This is a genomic window from Alkalicella caledoniensis (genome assembly GCF_014467015.1).
Taxonomy (GTDB): domain Bacteria; phylum Bacillota; class Proteinivoracia; order Proteinivoracales; family Proteinivoracaceae; genus Alkalicella; species Alkalicella caledoniensis.
Genome location: NZ_CP058559.1, coordinates 2,682,055 through 2,703,987 on the forward strand (window position 1 = coordinate 2,682,055; position 21,933 = coordinate 2,703,987).

Sequence of the window (21,933 nt, forward strand, 5' to 3'; positions counted from 1 at the left end):
CATGTTCAAAAAAATACTAATCGCAAATAGGGGAGAAATCGCAGTAAGAATCATAAGGGCATGCAGGGAACTAGGTATTCAAACCGTTGCTGTTTACAGCATGCCTGATAAAGATTCCTTGCATGTTGAACTGGCAGATGAGGCCATCTGTATAGGACCTGCAAACCCTAAGGAAAGTTACTTAAACATGCAAAACCTAATAACTGCGGCTAAAGCTACAATGGCCGACGGCATTCACCCAGGATATGGATTCCTTGCAGAAAACCCAACCTTCGCTGAACTTTGTGATCAATGTAATATCGAATTTATAGGGCCAAAAGCCTTTGCCATTGAACAAATGGGGCAAAAGGCAGTGGCACGGGAAAAGATGATTGAAGCAGGTGTTCCTGTTGTACCAGGAAGTGAAGGCTTGGTTCAAGATGTGGAAGAAGGAGCTCGCTTGGCTGAAGAAATAGGATACCCTGTGCTTATTAAAGCTACAGCTGGTGGTGGAGGAAAAGGTATGCGCCTCGCAAAAACAGCCCATGAATTCAAAAAATCCATGGAAATGGCACAACAAGAAGCCCTAAACGCATTTGGAAATGGTGGAGTATATATTGAAAGATTCATAGAAAGACCCCGCCACATTGAAGTTCAGATCCTTGCTGATAAGTATGGAAACGTTGTTCACCTTGGTGAAAGAGAGTGCTCAATTCAAAGGCGACATCAAAAACTTATAGAAGAAGCACCGTCCTCAGTTATAACTGAAGAACTGAGGAACAAGATGGGTGAAACAGCTGTAAAGGCCGCAAAAGCTGTTGACTATAGTAGTGTTGGTACTATAGAATTTTTACTTGACAGCAATAATAACTTTTACTTTATGGAAATGAATACTAGGATTCAGGTTGAACACCCTGTCACTGAGATGATTACCGGTGTGGACTTAATAGCAGAACAGATTAAGGTGGCTGCAGGTCTACCATTAGAATTTAAGCAAGAAGATATTCAGTTTAATGGTTGGTCCATTGAATGCAGGGTAAATGCTGAGGATGTAAATAAAAACTTCATGCCAACACCAGGTAAGGTATCGAGATGGGTTACCCCAGGAGGCAACGGAGTTAGAATAGATAGCTCAGTTTATCAGGGCTATACCATACTGCCATTTTATGACTCTATGGTAGGTAAGCTAATAGTTTGGGCACCCAGTAGAATTTTAGCCATTAAAAAGATGGAAAGGGCCCTGAAGGAATTTACTGTTGAGGGAATTTCAACAACTATCCCATTGGCGTTAAAAATCCTTAACCATCCTAAATTTATAGAAGGCGATTACTCCACTAAATTCTTAGAGGAAGAGCTTCTGTAAAGCTTAAGGGGGAAGAAAAGTGTTATTCAAAAAAACAAAATACATCTCTTTAGATAGAACCAAGCATGGTGGGCAAGCAAACGATGTACCTAAGGGTATAGTAAAAAAATGCCCCCAGTGTCAACAGGTTCTGTTTCAGAGGGACTTAAAAAACAATCTAAACATATGTAACAAATGTGACCACCATATGACCCTTTCCGCTAAGGAAAGGGTAGAAGTCATTATTGATTTTGGTACTTTTGAAGAGTGGGACGGGGATATGGAGAGTACAGACCCCCTTGAATTTCCTGAATACAAAGAAAAACTTGCTAAGGGACAAAAAATTACAGGCATGAAAGATGGAATAATTACAGGGTGTGGATTTATAAATGGCTCTAAGGCTGCCATTGCTGTATTTGAACCTGGATTTATGGGTGGGAGTATGGGTTCTGTGGTAGGTGAAAAAATAACCCGGGCCATGGAAAGGGCCATAAACTTAAAAGTACCTATGATAACCTTTAGCGCATCAGGTGGAGCTAGAATGCAGGAAAGCTTGATGTCCTTATTCCAAATGGCTAAAACATCTGCAGCAGTTGAAAAGATGAATAACGAGGGTATATTATATATATCAGTACTAACAGACCCAACAACAGGGGGAGTTACTGCAAGTTTTGCATCCATAGGAGATATAATAATAGCTGAACCTAAAGCCCTTATAGGTTTCGCTGGCCCTAGGGTTATCGAGCAAACAATAAGACAAAAGCTTCCTGAAGGGTTCCAAAGGGCAGAGTTTCTCCTAGAAAAGGGATTTATAGACAAAGTAATTCACAGAAAAGATCTCAAAGAAACCTTAGGTAACATTATTTGCCTCCATTCACTTAAGGGGGTTGGTAAGAAATGGTAGATAATTTAGAGAGACAATTATTAGAACTTGAAAAAAGGATTAAAGACCTAAAGGATTTTGCACTTGTACAAAATATTGATCTAAATCAAGAAATTGAGCTATTGGATAAAAAAGCTATTTCCATTAAGCAGGAGATATATAGCAACTTATCCCCTTGGCAAAAGGTACAAATAGCAAGACATAATAAACGTCCCACAACCTTACAATACATCGACCTTATTTTTGAGGACTTTATCGAGCTACATGGAGACAGACAATTTAGAGACGATCCATCCATAGTTGGGGGGATTGCCCGAATTGGTGACACTCCCATAACCATAATTGGTCACCAAAAAGGAAAGGATACCAATGAGAATATTAAGCGTAATTTTGGTATGCCTTATCCCGAAGGCTACAGAAAAGCTTTAAGACTTATGGAACAGGCTGAAAAATTTGGAAGACCTATTGTTACATTTATAGACACACCTGGTGCATATCCAGGTATCGGAGCTGAAGAGAGGGGGCAAGGTGAAGCCATTGCTAAAAACCTAATGCGTATGTCTCACCTTAAAGTTCCCATAATTTGTATTGTTACAGGTGAAGGTGGAAGTGGTGGAGCACTGGCTTTAGGTGTAGGCGATGCCATGCTGATGTTAGCTAACTCAGTTTACTCAGTTATTTCACCTGAAGGATGTGCCGCTATCTTATGGAAGGATGCTTCAAGGGCACAAGATGCAGCTGAGGCCTTAAAGCTTACCGCTGATCACTTGTATGAACAAAAAATAGCCGATGAAATAATTCCAGAGCCCCAAGGTGGGGCACACAAAGATTTAAACAAGACAGCAGAAGCCATAAAAGAAGCTATAGAAAGACATCTGGACCTACTATCAGGCTTCAACAAGGAAGACCTTATAAAAAGGCGTTATCAGAAGTTAAGAAGAATAGGGGAATATACAGAATAAAACCGCGAAATTTTTCGCGGTTTATTTTTTTTGATACCTACAACCTTCCTCACACTATCTCTCACTAAAAAGCACACACTATATAAAAACTTAGTAATAAGAGCAGCAGTCAGGAAAAGCCTAGGGGGAAAAAAATATATAAATAGTCACGGGCCATTTGTTGTCAAGATGTCTTGAGCTTTTACACGGCACCCTTCGGGTATCACAGAATAATGGGATGCAAAGTAAGGAAAGATAAGCATCTTTGTCTTTTGCATTTCCGTGAGGGACAGAATTAGATAGCCCATTTCTTCCGAGTAAAAAAGATCTGCCGTGACTATAAAGTAATCTTTAAAAAAAGACTTTCAAAACAATCTACCACTACCCTACACTAAAAAGCCTACACTATAAAAAGCAAACTTTAAATAGCGTATAAATATGACTATCTACAGTGAAGATAATAACTTTTAACTATCTGTGAATGAAAAAGTCTTTTGAATTTAAAGCATTAGAATCTCTCTTAAAAATCCCAGTATCAGTGTGCATATATTCTAATGCTCCTAATCATTATCTTTAAATCTCGTACGCTTTGTATGTTTTGATAGTGTAAAGTAGTGGTAAAAAAGACCTATTAAGCAGTCAGGAGTCAGGAAAAGCCTAGGGGCAAAAAAATATATAATTACTCACGGACCATTTCATGTCAAGATGTCTTGAGTTTTTACACGGCACCCTTCGGGTATCACAGAATAATGGGATGCAAAGGGATGAAAGATAAGCAGCTTTTTATTTTGCATTTCCGTGAGGGACAGAATTAGATAGCCCATTTATTCCGAGTAAAAAAGATCTGCCGTGACTATAAAGTAATCTTTTAAAATAGTATCCATATGTTCTAATGCTACTAATCATTATCTAAAACCTACCTAAATAACTCTTGGTGTCAACTGGTGTGGTTTTTAATTGGTGATGATGGTGTCCGAAGGTTTTTAATTCTAGTGTAATTAGTGAAGAGATTTTTAGTGAAAGTTAGTGGCCTAGTATTTAGTTATCAAAATTTTCATCATTTTAAAGAAGCAGTTAAAAGGGCGAAATGCATACCTTCCATAGATTTTGGTAACCATAACTAGTAGAAAATCAAACTAGTAGAGGTGAAATCCATGGAAAACAAGCATGAAAATCATGAGAACCGTGAACAGTGGGGATCGAGACTAGGGTTCATTTTAGCTGCAGCAGGTAGTGCCATTGGATTAGGCAACATCTGGAGGTTTCCTACAGTTGTAGGTCAAAGTGGTGGAGGCGCGTTTATATTCTTATATCTCCTAATTATATTTGTTATAGGAATACCACTTATGATCGGTGAACTAACCATCGGCAGAAGAGGTAAAAGAAATATAGTAGGTGCTTTTCAAAAGATTAAGCCTGGTGGACCATGGTGGTTTATTGGTGCCCTAGGTGTTCTTGCAGGCTTTGTAATACTATCCTTTTACTCAGTTATAGCAGGGTGGGGTATTGCTTATATGTTTAAATTCCTGACAGGTCAACTGACAGGGTTAGAACCAGGGCAATCAGCTGATATTTTCGGGGCACTGGCATCAAGTCCCGTAGAACCCCTAATATGGCATGCAATTTTTATGGCTATGACCATAGGTATAGTTATATTTGGTATAGACAAAGGAATTGAGCGAGCAAGTAAAATAATGATGCCCATACTATTTGTATTGCTCTTTGTTTTAGCAATAAGAAGTGTTACCCTGGATGGGGCAATGGAAGGGGTACTATGGTATATAACCCCTGATTTTTCTGCCATTAACATTCAAACAATTCTAGGGGCACTAGGACAGGTGTTTTTCAGTTTAAGCTTAGGAATGGGTGCTATAATGACATATGGTAGTTACTTGCCCGATGAGGAAAATATACCCTCTGCTGCAATGTTTATTTCCCTAGCAGATATAGGTATCGCTATTTTGGCAGGATTCATCATCATACCAGCAGTTTTTGCCTTTGGCTTAGAGCCAAATGCTGGGCCAGCATTGATCTTTATAACCCTTCCAGCAGTTTTTGGTTCCATGCCCTTTGGTAATCTAGTTGGAGCTTTGTTTTTCCTGTTGTTAACAATAGCAGCACTAACATCTGCCATATCTTTATTAGAGGTGCCTGTTGCTTACTTTATTGACGAACTAAAGTGGAATAGACTAAAAGCATCCGTGATAGTTGGGATAGTGATATTCCTATTAGGTATACCGTCTTCACTGTCTCAGGGACTACTTAGTAACAACTTATTTTTTGGTATGGAATTTCTAGACTTTATGGACTTTTTCTCCTCAAATCTATTACTACCAATAGGTGGTCTGTTGACAGCTATATTCATAGGCTGGGTCTGGGGAACAAGAAATACCGTAGACGAAATACAAAAGAAAGGTGTACATTTTGGTCTGAGAAGCCCATGGGGAATAATAGTACAATTCGTATTACCCATAGTGCTACTATATATACTTATTACAGGATTGATTGGGTAGGCCAAGGCCTGCCCTTTCCCCCTTATTTTAACTTGTAAATGAAAAGAAGGAATAATTTATTTTTTGTCAAATATAAGTTAAATATAAAGATTAGGCAAAGGGGGAAAAGTAAGTGAATGTATATGATAAAGCCCACGAGCTTGTAAAAGCATTAAAAGAGAGTCACGATTATAAAGAGTACATAAGACTGGCAGAGCTTATTAAAAAGGATCTAAAAGCACAGGAGATGCTAATTGAGTTCCGTAAGAAAAACCTTGAGATCCAACAACGTCAATTAGCGGGAAAGCCAGTTGACCAAAGTAAGATAGACGAGGTCCAAAAGCTATATGATATTGTTAAGCTCAACAAAGATATCAATCAGTTCTTAGTTGTGGAGTATCGCTTAGGAAAGACCATGGTTGATGTTCAAAGGATTATTGGTGAGGGAGTTAAGCTTGAATTTGCTCCTCAAGAGACTGTACACTAGAAGTAAAAATTACTTAAGGGCCAACTTGGCCCTATATTTGTGTGAAAAGAGGGATGTAGATGGAAAGTGTTAGAAGATTATTTCATGGAAAAGGTATCATAAATGGTGATGGCGAGCTCATGATTCATGATTGCATTTACTCAGAAAATGGAGTAATTGTTGATATAGGTTTTAAGGAGGATATGTTTCTTAGATATAAAGATGTACCAGTTGATTCATACTCAGGATATATTTATCCTGGCTTTATAGACTGTCACATACATCTTACTGGAACAGCAGTGGACATGCTATCTGTGGATTGCAGAAAAGTAGCTACTATGCCTGATTTGTTTGAATTGATATTTGAAAGGATTGCGTCAAGTCCTTCTAGTGCACTGATCTACTGTTCATATTTTGACCCAGACTCTTATTTGGAAAAGGGATATCCAACTTTAGATTTGCTAGACACACTTTTTCCTAATAATCCTGTTTTCATAAGTCATATTGAGTGTCATGGTGGTGTTGTGAATACAAAATTTAAAGAAATTTGTATTCACCCCATGGACGATATTGATGGACTCATAGTGGGTGAGTACAACTCCAAAGCTAGACAATTCGTATTTAACATGCTAGGGGACGAGTACAAGCTAAAGGGTCTTAAAATGGCTGAGGAAGAAGCCATCAGGCAAGGAGTTACTACTATCCATGCCATGGAAGGAGGGCAACTTTTCTCAGATAACGATGTTGAACTAATACTTAATAATATTGACAAATTTTCAGTGGACTTAGTTGTATATCATCAAACACTAGATGTGGAAGTGGTCAAAGAGAGGGGCCTTAAGCAAATGGGAGGTTGTGTCCTTATAGACGGATCTAGCGGTGTTTATACAGCTGCTTTGACAGAGCCTTATAGATTACAACCAGATAAAAAAGGACTTTTATATTTTGATAAGTCACAAATCGAAAATCTAGTTCTAAATGCTCAAGAGCAAAAAATACAAGTTGCCCTTCATTGTTGTGGTGACAGAGGCCTTGATTTCTTGATGGATTGTTTTGAAGAAGTGAATAAAAAAGATCCCATATCCTCATTTAGACACAGAATAGAACATTTTGAGATCCCAAGACCTGACCAAATAAAAAGGTGTAAGGAACTAGGAGTTGTACTATCAATGCAACCTAGTTTTGACTATTTTTGGGGAGGTCCTGCTGGTGATTACTTTTATACATTAGGTGAAAGATGGCTTTGGACAAACCCTATCGGTAAAGTTATAGAAGAAGGTATTATAGTAGGTGGTGGTTCAGATAGTGGTGTGACACCCATATCACCCCTTTTAGGGATTCATAGTGCAGTTAACCATAACAATCCCCATATGAGAATAAAGCCAGGTCAGGGAATAAAAATGTACACTAAAAATGCTGCTTATCTGACCTTTGATGAGGGAATAAAAGGGGATATTAAAAAGGGCATGAGAACTAACCTAACAATTTTAAAGGAGAATATTTTAGAACTAGAAAAAAGCAGCATTAAAGATGTGAATGTCTTAGACACAATAGTTGCAGGAAAAAAGTTATTTAACGAAATACGACATAAAACGACATTTATGGGAGATAACAAGATGTAAGAGGGGGTAGTGGGTACATATGGACTTTGACCAGTGTGGAAACATTTTTATATAATTAAACCATAATTAGGACAAGCTAATAATAATTATCCTTCTCCTATGCCTTCCAGATCACCCCCTCGTATCTGGGAGGTTTTTTTTTGTGTATAAATACCAGAAAAAGGGGGAATATAATCAATAGGGTTTTAAAATCCTGTAATCATATCATGGAGGTGAATAATTTGACTTATTTTATAAATCATGATTGCATTTCCTGTGGTGCGTGCGAGCCAGAGTGCCCCGTTGATGCCATCAGCGAAGGTGAAGACAAGTATGTTATTGATGCTGCAAAATGTATAGATTGTGGAGCCTGTGCAGATGTGTGCCCAGTTGATGCACCACTACCAGCTGAAGAAGCTCAATAAAAAAACAGAATCGAGAGATTCTGTTTTTTTATTCTATATAGGAGAATATAACATTTGATACTGATAACAAAAAAGATATCACTGAAGGGCTTAAACACTCAAAAATACCACAGACAAATAAAATAATTTGTATTCACTATAATATAACTACTAATTACTAGCTACTAGCTACTAGCTACTAACACAATACATTTTGACAATAATAACCAATGAATATATTGACAACAATACTTGGGAAAACTATACTGAACACATATATACATATATTAACAATAATTAAGAGGTGTGACTTAATGGCTAATCTTACTGATAGGGAAGAACAAATTTTGAGGGTTTTAAAGAACGAGCCTATGCTTTCACAAGATGAATTATCTAATAGGCTAGAGATATCTCGTTCTGCTGTAGCTGTACATATTTCTAACCTTATAAAGAAAGGCTTTATCCTTGGAAGGGGATATGTATTTAACGAAGAAAAAAAGGTTGTAGTTGTTGGTGGTTCAAACTACGATCTCATAGGTGTGTCAACTATGCTCATAAAGGGAAAAACTTCAAACCATGGAAAAGTTACCACTGCAGTAGGTGGGGTGGGGAGGAATATTTCAGAAAATCTTGCTAAATTAAATGTACCCACTACCCTTTTAAGTGCAGTGGGTAAAGATGGGCGTGGTGAACATATCTTGAAGCGCACAAAAGAAGCTGGGGTAGATGTAAGTCTAGTTTTAAAAACAGATAAGTATCCATCGGGAACATATATAGCTATTTTAGACCAGAAACAAGACCTAGAAGTGGGACTTGCAGATATGCAAATAGTTGATTTAGTTGATCGAGGGTACATAAAAGAAAACCTATTTGCCATGAACAATGCTCATATGGTTGTATGTGATACAAATGTACCTGTTGAAACCCTAGAAGTTCTAGCAGAGTATTGTAAAGACGTAGATTCTCTCTTTGTAGTTGAACCTGTTTCTGTGGATAAAGGGAAAAAAATAGTAGGATTGTTAGATAAAATTGATATTTTTACTCCTAACAAAGAAGAAATGGAAGCTATTTGTGGTTTTAATTTGGAAACTGAGGAAGACTATAAAAGGGCTGGGGAATTTGCCATGGGTAAAGGCATTAAGATACTACTATTAAAGCTTGGGGCAAAGGGTTTATATGTACATAGTGATGATTATTGTAAAAACCACAAGTCCAAAGCTCGAAAAATTTTAGATGTAACAGGGGCTGGAGATAGTTTAGTAGGAGGATTTTTAGCCGGTATATTCCATGGGTATAGCATTGAGGAATGTTGCCAGGCTGCTTTAGCTACAGCAGCATACACACTGGAGTTTGTTGATACCGTTGCCTACGATTTAAGTTGGTCAAAAATACATGATATATTGGGGGAAAATAATAATGTTTAGCATAAAAATAAGCGAGGAAGTTAAAACTGCATTGGAAAACAATAAACCAGTGGTAGCCTTAGAAAGCACCATAATTTCACATGGCATGCCTTATCCTAAAAACTTAGAAACTGCTTTAGAGGTTGAAGAAGTGGTGAGAGCAGGTGGAGCAATCCCTGCAACCATTGCCATACTAGATGGTGTAATCAAGGTTGGTCTTACTGAAGCTGAGATAAAGCAACTGGCTCAATCAACGGATGTTATAAAGGTAAGTAGAAGGGATCTTGCATACGTTGTGGCCACAGGTAAAAATGGAGCTACAACAGTGGCTTCAACCATGATCATTGCTGCTCTGGCAGGTATTAAGGTTTTTGCAACAGGAGGTATCGGAGGTGTACATAGGGGAGCAGAGAACACAATGGATATATCAGCGGACTTAACAGAACTTGCCATGACAAATGTTGCCGTAGTATGTGCAGGAGTTAAATCAATACTGGATATAGGTCTCACCCTAGAATATTTAGAAACACATGGAGTTCCAGTTATTTCATACAAAACTAAGGAATTCCCCGCTTTTTTCAGTTCTAAAAGTGGCTTTCAATCTCCTTTAACTGCTGAGGATCCGAAAGAGATAGCTCAAACCCTTAAAGTAAAATGGGCCCTTAATTTAGATGGAGGTGCGGTTATAGCCAATCCAATACCTGAGGAATACGATTTTGATAGTCAGGTTATTAATAAAGTAATAAAAGAAGCTGTAGAAGAATGTACACTGAGAAGCATTAAAGGCAAAGATGTTACACCCTTTTTACTGAAACGCATAGTGGAAATAACCGATGGCAAAAGCCTAATATCGAATATAGCCCTTGTTAAAAATAACGCAAAGCTAGCTGCCAAGATTGCAAGGGAAATGTTAAACTAAGGAGGTTTTCTAAATAATGGGAGAACTCTTTGAAAGAGTTGAAATAAGTAAAGGAATAAACTTATATTTATACAACACAGATAAGTATAAAACAATTTCTGTAAGAGCCTTTCTTTACACCAAAGTTGATGAAGAGATTACAAAGACTTCGTTAATACCATTTGTTCTTGCTAGGGGTACTGAAAATTACCCAGATAACTTGACTATACGCAGGGAACTGGCCAATTACTATGGAGCACAGATGGGCACTGGGGTCACTAGACGAGGAGATGTGGTGCTAGTTGACTTCCGTATGGAGATGGTCAGTCCTCACTATGTATCTGGCGATAGCTACGTGGAAAAATCGTTAGATGTATTAAAAGAAGTGATTTTCAATCCAAGGAAAGAGGGAGAAGGCTTCAAAGAAAGCTTTGTGGATGTTGAAAAAGAAAACACAAAAAATAGGATTATGTCTTTGATTAACGATAAGGGAAGATATGCCTTTGAAAGGGCAGTACAGATCATGTGCCCTAACGACCCTTATAAATACTATAAATATGGAAAAATCGAAGACTTGCCCAAAATAGATGCAGTAAATCTTTATGAAAAATACCAAGAGATTATCAACAACAGTCCAATGGATATCTATGTAGTAGGTCACTTTGATAAAGAAAAAATATCCTCTATGATAAAAGAGAGGTTCAATGTACCAAGAAAAAGCTTAGTTCCAGTGGAAAAACCAATAAATACAGAACTCTTAGAATTTAAAGAAGTTGTTGAAGAAATGGATATTAACCAAGGTAAATTAGTTATGGGTCTAAAGACACCTATTACTATGGAACATGAATTATATCCAGCTTTGCTTATATATAACGGAATTTTAGGTGCCTTTTCACATTCAAAACTATTTCAAAATGTTAGAGAGAAAGCTAGCCTGGCGTACTATGCAGGATCTAATATAGAATCCCTAAAAGGATTACTTTTCATCTTCGCTGGCATAGAACCTGCCACCTATACACAGACAGTAGAAATTGTTAAACAGCAACTGCAGGACATGAGGGATGGAAGCATTACAGAGAAAGAATTTTCTTATACCCTTGCGGGTCTCGAAAGTGGACTTTTGGAAACCTTTGATGAAGTCGGTGGACAAATAGGATTTGCTGTTGATGGCGGAATTATTGGAAAAACCATTACCATAACGGAACTATTGAAAAAAATAAAGGAAGTAACTGTGTCAGATGTGGTAAAGGTGGCACAAAGCGTGGAATTAGAGTTGATATACTTCTTAAAGGGAAAGGGTGATAGCAATGACAGTTAAAACCCTAGAGTTTGCAGAGCTTAAAGAAAAGGCATATACTTGGGAAATTAAAAATGGTTTAACAGTGATTTATGTACCTAGACCCAACTTTAAGAAATCCTTTGGGGTATTTGCCACTAACTACGGGGCCCTAGACTTTGCAGGGGAAGATTATGATTTTCCACCAGGGATTGCACATTTTTTAGAGCATAAGCTATTTGAGGGTCCTGAAGGTAATATCGAAGACGAATTTTCTAAGCTAGGGATATCTGTTAATGCATTTACTACACATATCCATACCTGCTACTTTTTCTCGGCCACATCGAACTTCTATAAGGGACTAGAACTGCTTATGGACTTCGTCCAATCAAGTCATTTCACTGAAGAGAATGTCCAGAAAGAAAAGGGGATAATTGCCCAGGAAATTGAAATGTATAGGGATGATCCAAGCTGGGTAGTATATTTAAATTTCCTAAAGACCATGTATCCAAATCATCCTATTAATCGTGATATAGCAGGCACAGTAGAAGATATCATGAAAATAACACCACAAATGTTAGATGAGTGCTATAAAAGGTTCTACAACACTGGGAACATGGTTCTTTTAGTTACAGGTGATTTAAGCTTAGATGAACTGAAAGATTTCATTGAAAAAAATCAAAACGGAAAAAATATAGAAAAACTGGAGAAGTATAAAAGATCCACAAAAGTAGATGAATCAATACCGAAAAAAAAGACTGTGGAAGTTAAGATGAACGTATCAAGGGATATTTTATGTATGGGCTTTAAAGATAAAAAGGTTGGTGAAACAGGTAAAGAATTATTTAAAAAAGAAATATCTACACTACTATTGATGGAGACAATAATAGGTAAAGGGTCGAAGCTTTTTAATCAACTCTATGACGAAGGAGTATTAGATAATAGTTTTGGTGTTGAGTACACAGCTGAGGACGGTTACGGTCACACTGTTATAACCTTAGAAACAGAGGACCCCCACGGATTTATTGCAAGATTAGAATCAGAGCTAGAAGAAATAAAGAAGAATGGCCTTAATAAAGAAGAATTTGACCTAAATAAACGCAAACTTGAAGGACTTAATCTAATGGAAATTAACTCACTGGAAAATGTAGTTCTAGGTTTCATGGGAGACTACTTTAGAGACTCTAATTATTTTGAACGGATAGAGACAATTAGAGAAGTTGCCTTTGAGGATGTTGAAAAAAGATTGCAGGAACATCTGGATTTCGACATGTGTGGCATCTCAATAATAAAAAGAGAGGATAAGTGATAAAGCTTATCTTCTCTTTTTAAATTTCCTATGGGGCTATATGATGTTCTCATACACGTAAGAGGAAGTAGTTTTTCTAGGTCAACTAATTTATTTAATAAAATCGTAATACTTTCTTAAAGTCTAGGCAATGAAATTATATGATAATAAAATAGGGAGTTGTATACTAGTATTGGCCTTTGGTTAGGGGCAGTGTAGTGCTGATACCATTAAGATAAAATGGATAAATATAAATAAATCAGTATCATAAGGAGTCAAAACAAACCACTGTCCCTCATCATGGTAGAGGATATTTTATCTTTATATAAACCTAGTAAAGATCATAAATATATTTTAACAAACTTGAGGGCTCTTTAAATGAGTCCTTTCTTCGTAAAACGAAATATTTATTGCAATGCTATTAACAAAAACAATAAAGTAAGATAAAATAATCATAACATAAAAAAGATATACAAGGGGGTTGCTATGAAAAAAATTATTGGCCTGGCTCTGATTTTAATTTTGGTTTTTTCTAGTATTAGCTTTGCTACAACAAGTGCTTTCTGGCCTGAAGGCTGGTCTGATGTTGAACAAATTGGTTCATACTCTAGGACCTTAGGGCAAGTACAATGGGTACAAATTGATGATACTATGCATTTTTTGTCTACTAAAGATAAAGATGATGAACTGGTATTCCAACTAAAATCCTATTCTCTAGTTGACGCTAAAGTAGTGGGAGAAATAGACCTTTTTAGCACAAGTAGGGGAATACAGGATGTAAAGCTATACATTGATGATGAGTATATTTCTGTAATATGGGTTGATCTTGACAATAACCTAAACCAGTTTGTATATGATATCATATCGGAAAAAGGTGAAACAAAGCATATTTATAGAGGTCATAGGAATATATACACACCCTTTGTTACAAGAATAGGTGATAGTTGGCACTTCTTTTGGAGCCAAGTTTTTGAAGGAAGTACAAATATATTGCACGGTAGTGTAGATTCAAATGGAAACTTTACTAGGGATGAAAATGTGTTTTTGGGTAACGATGTGCTAAATCGTGTGGAAGATATAAAAATGCATGATGGCTTGCTTTATATTTCATGGGTTGGAGATGGTTCCCAAAGGGGTTTAGCAGGTCTTGTAAATGTATTTTTATCTATATTTGATGGAACACAGATAACTCAAACTGAACATATTGTACAATTTACTGGTGAGAGCTCTGGTAAGCCAAGGCTTACTTTAATTAATGATGAACTTCAGATCTTTTATGAATATGTTTCGGCAAGTACGCTTTCTGGTCAAAAATTCTTTAATATTTCAATTGTGGGCATAGGGGATGATAGTGAGCAAACTATATCTATACCTTCTAACACTGGATTTAGTATTGAAGGTGATGACTCAGATATCTTAAAACTAGTTACCACTAGATTTGTGGGAAACAACACAGAGCTTTTTTACTACAAGTACAACAATAAAACACAGTTGCAAGAACAGACGCGTTTGACATATAGCTCAAAAACATATTCAAACCCCATACTAGTTTCTTATGATGGATATGAATTTATATTTTATGATGAGGGAATGGTTAGAAATAAGAGTTTGCTTGTTATTAATAATAAATTTGAGGGTACACCTACTGTTTGGAGAGAACTTGGAGTAGATGAGGAAAACGTTCTAGCATCACTCATATATAACTTAACATCTAACCTTATGATGGCAGCTCTATTTTCCTTTTATGGGACCATCTTTGCCGCTGGCATTTGGGCAGTTTTTGCCCTATTAAGGAAGTTTAAGGTTTTGTCTGGAGCCTCAGAGAATTGGAAATCGAATTTATTGCAAAGTATAGTTGCTTGCTTAGCAATGACCTATACCATGGACTCTTTTTTAGTTGGTTATAATCACCAGATGTTTACACCTTTTCAAGTTTATGCATCTATTGCCGCCATAGCTTTAATTATTGTACCAATTTCCCTATCAAAATTGCGTTATGAAGATGTATCTTTACCTTTAGCTATACTTGGATATACAATGATATACATTATGATGTTCATGCATATAAGTATAATTAGTTTTGTATAAAGTCATAAAGAAAGAGGGAGCAAAAATGCTCTCTTTTTTATTTAAGAAGGAATTTTTCCCCTCTTTAGAGAATAATAAGTATATAATATTAAGAGATAGGAAGTGATTGAAATGGCTAATATCTCAAAAATTAAAAATCCTACTACTATACAGTATGGGGAAGAATCCATCAACAGTCTCCCGAAGGCTTTGAAGAGCCTAAAAGCGAAGAAAATTTTAGTTATAACAGATAAAAGTATAATACAACACCAACTTTTTAAGAATGTAATGGTTTATGTTGACAATCACTATGAGTATATATCCTACGATAAGATATCTGGAAATACAGATGTAAATATTGTATCTGAGGTTACGTCCCTGGCCATAGAAGAAAATGTAGATACCATCATTGCCATTGGAGGCGGAGCTGTTATAGATACTGGGAAGGTTGCATCTTTAAAAGCTAAAAATAAAGATGAATGGGACTGGGGCGCTTATACCATTAAAGATAAGGAAAAACTAAATATGGTAGCCATCATTACAACTCTTACGTCAACTTTTTGTAATACACCCTTTGCCTTTATACGAGACCCCGGTAAGGAGACCACAAGAATTCTTACAGGGGAAGGACTCTTTCCCGACGTAGCCATAGTGGATAGTAGACTAGCTATGACACTACCTTATAGCAAAAAAGTATCTGCCGTAAATACTACCCTATCTACAATCCTAGAAGGGTATATTTCAACTCTGTCAACACCCTTTACTGATGCAATAACCCTAGGGGCATTAGAACTTCTTATGGATGGCATTAACTTGTTCTTATGGGATGAAAACAACACCAAAGGCTTAGAAAAGATACAGCTGTCAGGGGTACTAGCTTCATACGGAGTTAATAACGCCATGCTGGGAATTATTGCAGCCACTGCCAATACAATTTGTGGAAAATACCCTGTAGATTTCGGGGAAATATGTGGTGTAGTCATGTCGGAATATCTAGAACTAAATCTGTACTCAAAACTAGAAAAGTTTGCAAAAATAGCTAAAAGAGTTATCACAGATCCCGAAGCAGATACCATGTCAAAGGAACTCTTGGCAAAAGAAGGCCTTCATAAAATGAAAGAACTCCTTGATAAACTCAGATGTCCAAGAACATTATCAGAATTAGGAATACAGAAAAAAGACCTTCCTGATTTGGCAGAGAAAATAGCAGAAGATGATGGTCTATTAAGCTGCCCTGTAATACCAGATAGTCAGGAGATATTGTCCATACTAAAGGGACTTTACTAGAAGTATATGTAACTATTGGATATTGACAAAGACTACTACATTATGTTAAAATTATTTTTGTCAAATGTGCCGGAGTGGCGGAATGGCAGACGCACTTGACTCAAAATCAAGCGACCACAAATCGTACCGGTTCAAGTCCGGTCTTCGGCACCAACTAAAAAATACACCTAAAAGCGTCTCTGGACGCTTTTTTTTGTTAATAACTATTTCTCTCTCTACAACTGACTAATAGGTTTTAAGGGTAAAAAAAACGCGTCTGTAGACGCGTTTACCAGGTATACTCACAATCTTTGCATATAAAATCTTTATCTAGGTGTCCCCTACCATAAAAACCGAAAAAACCTTGTACACCTTCGTTGTCATTATCTACCTTTTCTACACTCATGCTATTACACTTAGGACAAGATGGAGCAACTTGATTTTCTTTAACATCCATACGCAAACCCCCATAGTAGATTTTTTTTGAAACAAGTGTAAATACGACTTAACGTTAGGATAGGCTATTTAATAAATTATATACTGAATATAAAGAAAATAAAACAAAAAAATATTTTCTTTTTATAAAGATTATTGATAAAATAGGTTGAGAAACATTAAAAGAGGTTGGACTATGGAAAAATGGATTTTACATGTAGATATGGATGCTTTTTTTGCAGCTGTTGAAAAAAGAGATAATCCTACGTTAAAAGATAAACCAGTAATAGTTGGTGGGCACCCCCATAAGTATCCGAGGGGTGTTGTTTCTACATGCTGTTATGAAGCAAGAAAATATGGTGTTAGGTCAGCTATGTCTACATATGAAGCTTTAAAAAGATGCCCTGGTGGTGTGTTTGTCTTACCTCAACAAGATAAATATACTGAAGTTAGCCGCGAGATTATTAAGGTTTTTTCCCAGTATACTCCGCTAGTTGAACCTATTTCAATTGATGAGGCATTTTTGGATGTTTCGGGGTGTGAAAAGCTATTCGGTAGTCCTTCTAATATTGCAGAGGGTATACAACGAAAAATCTTTGAAGTCACATCGTTGACATGCTCTATCGGCATAGCTCAAAATAAGTTTTTAGCAAAGCTTGCATCTGATTTAAATAAACCAAATGGAATAACATTTATAAACCCTAACGAAATAGAAAAAACACTAGACCCTCTGCCAGTGAGCAAAATTTGGGGAATAGGTCCTAAACAACAAAAAAAACTATATGATATAGGTGTTAAGACCATAGGAAATTTAAAGAGATTATCTGTGGAGCAACTAACACCACTATTTGGTATAAATGCTCCTAAGCTTTGGAATTTATCTAGGGGCATAGATGACAGGGTAGTTGAGACAGAGACAGTAATAAAATCAATCAGTAATGAACAAACTTTTATGGAAGATATAGAGGATATTGATATACTAAAGCATTACTTAGTGTTTTTGACAGACAAAGTAAGTAGGAGAATGAGGAATCAAAATATAAAGGGAAAAACAATTACCCTTAAATTAAAATTCAGTGACTTTACCACATCTACCTCTCAGACAACACTAGATGTACCAGTGAATCTACCATCGGAAATTTTTAATATTGCATTACCATTACTTAAAGGGGGAACAAAAAAAAGAAGAGTCCGTCTATTAGGTGTGGGAGTATCAAATCTATCCCTTGATGGTTCTGGAGAGCAAATGTCATTATTCGAAGACACATCATCTAAGGAAAAAGAGAAGAAATTGCAAGGGTCTATAGATAATATCTTGGAGAAATTTGGGGATAAAGCATTATATAGGGCTTCATCTAAAAAGAATTATTAAGGGGGGGAAAAAATGGATCCCTTATTCGAGAAGAAAATAATAGCAGGAATGATAGCTAAAGAAGGATGGGCCTTTGAAAAATTTGTGGAAAACTATCAAAAGGATATTTACAATCTAGCTCTCAAGTATACATCAAATCAAGAAGATGCTTTGGATATAACCCAGGAGGTTCTATTAAGAATTTTACGGAAAATAGAGACTTTTAAAGGGAACAGCAAACTTTCAACATGGGTGTATCGTATAACAGTAAACTATTGTAAAGACTATATTTCAAAACATAGGAAAATCCAAAATGTATCCATAGATAAACCCGTTGAAAACTCTGATGGAGTGCTTTATATGGACATTGAAGACCCAGAAAAAAAACCCTTAGAAGTGGTAGAAGAAACTGAACAAAAGCAGCTTCTTCACAAATGTATTGCAATGTTAGACAGTGATCAACGAGAAATAATTATATTAAGATATATTAATGAATTATCATATGATGAAATAGAACAGATTCTAAAAATACCTGAAGGGACCATAAAATCTCGCCTAAATAGAGGTAGAAAAAAACTTGCTAAACTTTTGCAAGAGCAGGAACCCTAGACTAAAAATAGCGTCTAATAAGTAAAGGTGGTGGGGAACAATGAATTGTTCAGATTTTGAAAGACTAATAGACAAAGCTTTAGAAGATGGTTTATCACATGAAGAGAAGGCATATTTTGATAAGCATATATCTTCGTGCCAGAAATGTAGGGAAGAACTTAAGGAACTACAAGACATAGAAACTGCTTTGCATTCGTTAAATAAAATAGACCCCCCTGTTAACCTAAAAGATAACGTAATTAAAGCAGCATATGATCAGGGCTTGCTTATAAATAAAAAACAGCATAGAATAAGTTTACTATCTAAGATTTGTGCAGTAGCCGCTTCCTTTTTATTGTTGTTCATGTTAACTGATGTTTTTAGCCTATATCCCATTACAGATGGATCTAAAAACGATACACAAAAATTCATAGTCCAAGGGGAAGAGCAACTTAATAAGGAGGACTTAGAAAGGGACATAGTTTTAAATGGCGAAGACAGTCCTGAAGATGAAGGAACAATTACGGGTATGGATGTATTGAACACCAATGCCGACCATATAAGTGAAACATCAAATTTAGTTTTAATTTTTGCTTGTTTATTATTGTTTGCACCTTTAGTACGGGATGTGTACAAAAAAAGAAAAAACTAAAAAGTGGCTTAGATAAGCCGCTTTTTTTCTTTTAGGAAGGTTTTAGCTTTCATTTGGTGAATACTATAATTATAATAGAATCAAAGGAGTGGAGTTTATTAATGAAAAAGGCAATTATAATAGACGGAAATAGTTTAATATACCGGGCATTTTTTGCTCTACCATTGTTACAAACTGTCAATGGCGAGTATACAAATGGTGTCTATGGTTTTACAACAATGCTATTTAAGGTACTTGAAGAAGAAAAACCTGATTTTATAGCAGTGGCACTAGATAAAGGGAAAAAAACCTTTAGACATGATACTTATAAAGAATATAAAGGCCATAGGCCAAAGATGCCAACAGAGCTATCAGGTCAATTTGCCCTACTTAGAGAAATGCTCGAGCTGATGAATATTACATACTTCCAGCTTGAAAACTACGAGGCTGACGATATAATAGGTACCTTTGCTAAATTAGGGCAAAAAGAAAATATTACCACAACCATTGTAAGTGGTGATAAAGATGTGCTCCAGCTAATTGATGAGAAAATTCATGTGTTACTGACTAAAAAAGGCATAAGCCAAACTATTAAGTATGACACAATTAAAATACAAGAAGAATTTGGACTAGACCCATTACAACTCATTCAGGTTAAAGCGCTTATGGGTGATAGCTCTGATAATATTCCAGGGGTAAAAGGTGTTGGGGAAAAAACAGCTTTAAAGCTAATAAAAAACTATTCTAATTTAGAGGGTGTGTATGAGAATATTGATAAAGCTGGGGGGCCTAAATTAAAGGAAAACCTTGCTGATAACAAAGAAGTAGCATTTATGAGTAGGGAATTGGCTACAATAAATACTGCTGTACCAGTGGAAATAAACTTCGATGACCTAGTTCAAAGAAAGTTTAGTCCTGACTTGGTGGCTTTTTTTAGACGACTTGAATTTAATACACTTATACCAAAGTTAGATATAGATGAAGAAGTTAGGGAGAAAATAGAGCTATCCTGCGAAAAATATAAAACCACACAAGAGGGAGAAATATCTATATTACTACACAGTGATAAGTTATACTTAGCCACATGTGAGGAAAAAGTATACTATACAGAGGATATTGAGGAGATTAAATCAATACTAGAAGATAAAAGATTGAAGAAAATATGTTTTGATTATAAGGCACTATTACACTATGCAAAAGATAGGGATATAGCTGTGCAATCAGTAGTATTTGATGTATTTTTAGCAGCATATCTTTTACAAGCCGATAAAAATACTTATAGCATAGAAGACCTAGTTCAACACTACCTAACAGTTAATCTTCCCAGCGATGAAGATGATCCTGTGGAAAAAGTCTATTATTTATATAAACTTTACTCTCCCATGTCAGAGCAAATCGATAATACTGGGGCAAATATGCTGCTGTATAACATTGAAATGCCATTGAGTGAAGTGTTATGTGACATGGAAAGGGAAGGAGTTTCTGTGGATAAGGGATATTTAGAGGAATTAAGCTGTGATTTGCTAAAAAGGCTTGAGGAATTAGAAGTAAACATATGGGGCTATTCAAAGGACAAATTTAATATAAACTCTCCTAAACAATTAGGTGTTGTACTTTTTGAAGAACTGAACCTACCAGTTCTTAAAAAAACTAAGACTGGCTACTCTACGGATGTATCTGTACTTGAAAAGCTACAGGGAGAACACCCCATAATAGATCATTTATTGTCCTATAGAACATTGGCTAAGCTTAGATCCACATATGCCCAAGGACTAAAATCTTTAATAAAACAAGATGATAAAATACACACTACATTTAATCAGACCATAACAGCTACAGGGAGATTATCTAGTACAGAACCCAACCTACAAAATATACCAATACGACTTGAAGAAGGTAAAAAAATTCGTAAAGCTTTTATTGCTCCAGAAGGCAAAGTATTGGTCTCTTTGGACTATTCACAAATAGAACTGAGGATACTTGCTCACATGTCCCAAGACAAAAACTTAGTTGACGGATTTATAAAAGGTCAAGATATTCATCAAAGGACAGCTGCTGAGGTATTTGGAGTAGAGCTAGACTCTGTTACAGAACAACAAAGAAGACATGCTAAGGCTGTAAACTTTGGAATAGTATACGGAATGAGCGACTTTGGTCTATCACAGAGTTTAGCAATTCCTAGGAAAGAGGCAAAGGAATATATTGATAAGTACTTTGAAAAATATGAAGGTGTAAAAACATTTATTGATAAAACAATTGCCGTATGTAAGGAAAAAGGCTATGTGGAAACCATGTTTAACCGTCGCCGATTCATACCAGAGATAAATAGCTCTAACTTCAATAGGAGATCCTTTGCAGAAAGAACTGCAGTGAATACTCCAATTCAGGGAACGGCGGCAGATATTATAAAAAAAGCTATGGTAGACTTTCGCTGTGGTAGTAGTGAAGCAAAATTGTTACTTCAAGTACATGATGAACTTGTTTTTTTAATAGATGAAGATAAAGTACAAGAAAATATTTCACAGTTGATAAATATAATGGAAAATACCGTTAAGCTAGATGTGCCACTAACAGTGGATTATAAATGGGGAAATAACTGGATGGAACTAAAATAGGAGGAAG

Annotated in this window: 18 protein-coding genes and 1 tRNA gene; 18 read left to right on the plus strand and 1 reads right to left on the minus strand. The window is 36.1% G+C overall.

Translation table 11 applies throughout. From position 1 onward, the window contains the following. The first annotated feature begins 1 nt into the window (after position 1). The 14 genes from accC (at position 2) to HYG86_RS13275 (ending at position 16,480) form a co-directional block, all read left to right on the plus strand. A complete protein-coding gene (gene accC, locus HYG86_RS13210; protein WP_213166076.1) occupies positions 2 to 1,342 on the plus strand; it encodes an acetyl-CoA carboxylase biotin carboxylase subunit in 1,341 nt (446 codons plus the stop codon). A 19-nt stretch (positions 1,343 to 1,361) separates the two neighbouring features. Beyond that, positions 1,362 to 2,225: an acetyl-CoA carboxylase, carboxyltransferase subunit beta gene (accD, locus tag HYG86_RS13215; protein ID WP_213166077.1), complete on the plus strand. Its 864-nt coding sequence runs from the start codon at positions 1,362 to 1,364 to the stop codon at positions 2,223 to 2,225. Next, entirely contained in the window at positions 2,219 to 3,166 is a 948-nt protein-coding gene (locus HYG86_RS13220) for an acetyl-CoA carboxylase carboxyltransferase subunit alpha (RefSeq protein ID WP_213166078.1), read from the plus strand. The genes accD and HYG86_RS13220 overlap by 7 nt, the downstream gene beginning before the upstream one ends. Before the next feature lie 1,133 nt (positions 3,167 to 4,299). Then, complete coding sequence (locus HYG86_RS13225; protein WP_213166079.1) at positions 4,300 to 5,658, plus strand: sodium-dependent transporter; 1,359 nt, start codon at positions 4,300 to 4,302, stop codon at positions 5,656 to 5,658. A gap of 112 nt (positions 5,659 to 5,770) precedes the next feature. Next, on the plus strand, positions 5,771 to 6,124 hold the full coding sequence (locus HYG86_RS13230; RefSeq protein ID WP_213166080.1) for a YlbF/YmcA family competence regulator: 354 nt from the start codon (positions 5,771 to 5,773) through the stop codon (positions 6,122 to 6,124). Positions 6,125 to 6,183: 59 nt separating this feature from the next. Next, positions 6,184 to 7,725 carry an amidohydrolase gene (locus HYG86_RS13235; protein WP_213166081.1) on the plus strand — a complete coding sequence of 514 codons (1,542 nt, stop codon included), beginning with the start codon at positions 6,184 to 6,186 and terminating at the stop codon, positions 7,723 to 7,725. Between the two features lie 221 nt (positions 7,726 to 7,946). Continuing rightward, complete coding sequence (locus HYG86_RS13240) at positions 7,947 to 8,129, plus strand: ferredoxin family protein (RefSeq protein WP_213166082.1); 183 nt, start codon at positions 7,947 to 7,949, stop codon at positions 8,127 to 8,129. Between the two features lie 293 nt (positions 8,130 to 8,422). Next, on the plus strand, positions 8,423 to 9,532 hold the full coding sequence (locus tag HYG86_RS13245; protein WP_213166083.1) for a carbohydrate kinase: 1,110 nt from the start codon (positions 8,423 to 8,425) through the stop codon (positions 9,530 to 9,532). Then, positions 9,525 to 10,430 (plus strand): pseudouridine-5'-phosphate glycosidase, encoded by a 906-nt coding sequence (locus HYG86_RS13250; RefSeq protein WP_246451783.1) that lies wholly within the window; start codon positions 9,525 to 9,527, stop codon positions 10,428 to 10,430. The genes HYG86_RS13245 and HYG86_RS13250 overlap by 8 nt, the downstream gene beginning before the upstream one ends. A gap of 16 nt (positions 10,431 to 10,446) precedes the next feature. Beyond that, positions 10,447 to 11,727, plus strand: coding sequence for an EF-P 5-aminopentanol modification-associated protein YfmF (gene yfmF / locus HYG86_RS13255; protein ID WP_213166085.1), 1,281 nt, complete (start codon positions 10,447 to 10,449; stop codon positions 11,725 to 11,727). Further along, positions 11,717 to 12,994 (plus strand): EF-P 5-aminopentanol modification-associated protein YfmH, encoded by a 1,278-nt coding sequence (gene yfmH / locus HYG86_RS13260; RefSeq protein ID WP_213166086.1) that lies wholly within the window; start codon positions 11,717 to 11,719, stop codon positions 12,992 to 12,994. Before yfmF ends, yfmH begins: the two co-directional genes overlap by 11 nt. A 465-nt stretch (positions 12,995 to 13,459) precedes the next feature. Continuing rightward, complete coding sequence (locus tag HYG86_RS13265; protein WP_213166087.1) at positions 13,460 to 15,061, plus strand: hypothetical protein; 1,602 nt, start codon at positions 13,460 to 13,462, stop codon at positions 15,059 to 15,061. A 111-nt stretch (positions 15,062 to 15,172) separates the two neighbouring features. Beyond that, a complete protein-coding gene (locus HYG86_RS13270) occupies positions 15,173 to 16,327 on the plus strand; it encodes an iron-containing alcohol dehydrogenase family protein (RefSeq protein ID WP_213166088.1) in 1,155 nt (384 codons plus the stop codon). A gap of 68 nt (positions 16,328 to 16,395) precedes the next feature. Then, positions 16,396 to 16,480: transfer RNA gene (locus HYG86_RS13275), tRNA-Leu, on the plus strand. A 115-nt stretch (positions 16,481 to 16,595) separates the two neighbouring features. On the opposite strand, the gene HYG86_RS13280 is transcribed toward HYG86_RS13275, so the two are convergent. Next, on the minus strand, positions 16,596 to 16,763 hold the full coding sequence (locus HYG86_RS13280) for a hypothetical protein (RefSeq protein WP_213166089.1): 168 nt from the start codon (positions 16,761 to 16,763) through the stop codon (positions 16,596 to 16,598). Positions 16,764 to 16,937: 174 nt separating this feature from the next. Here HYG86_RS13280 and HYG86_RS13285 point away from each other — a divergent pair, with 174 nt between their 5' ends. From HYG86_RS13285 to polA, 4 genes are all read left to right on the plus strand, one after another. Further along, complete coding sequence (locus HYG86_RS13285; RefSeq protein WP_213166090.1) at positions 16,938 to 18,113, plus strand: DNA polymerase IV; 1,176 nt, start codon at positions 16,938 to 16,940, stop codon at positions 18,111 to 18,113. A gap of 12 nt (positions 18,114 to 18,125) precedes the next feature. Further along, the gene (locus HYG86_RS13290) at positions 18,126 to 18,701 is read left to right on the plus strand and encodes an RNA polymerase sigma factor (protein WP_213166091.1); all 576 of its coding nucleotides are present in this window, start codon (positions 18,126 to 18,128) and stop codon (positions 18,699 to 18,701) included. 40 nt (positions 18,702 to 18,741) lie between these two features. Next, positions 18,742 to 19,332: an anti-sigma factor family protein gene (locus tag HYG86_RS13295; protein WP_213166092.1), complete on the plus strand. Its 591-nt coding sequence runs from the start codon at positions 18,742 to 18,744 to the stop codon at positions 19,330 to 19,332. Between the two features lie 101 nt (positions 19,333 to 19,433). Further along, the gene (gene polA, locus HYG86_RS13300) at positions 19,434 to 21,926 is read left to right on the plus strand and encodes a DNA polymerase I (protein ID WP_213166093.1); all 2,493 of its coding nucleotides are present in this window, start codon (positions 19,434 to 19,436) and stop codon (positions 21,924 to 21,926) included. The last annotated feature ends 7 nt before the right edge of the window (positions 21,927 to 21,933 follow it).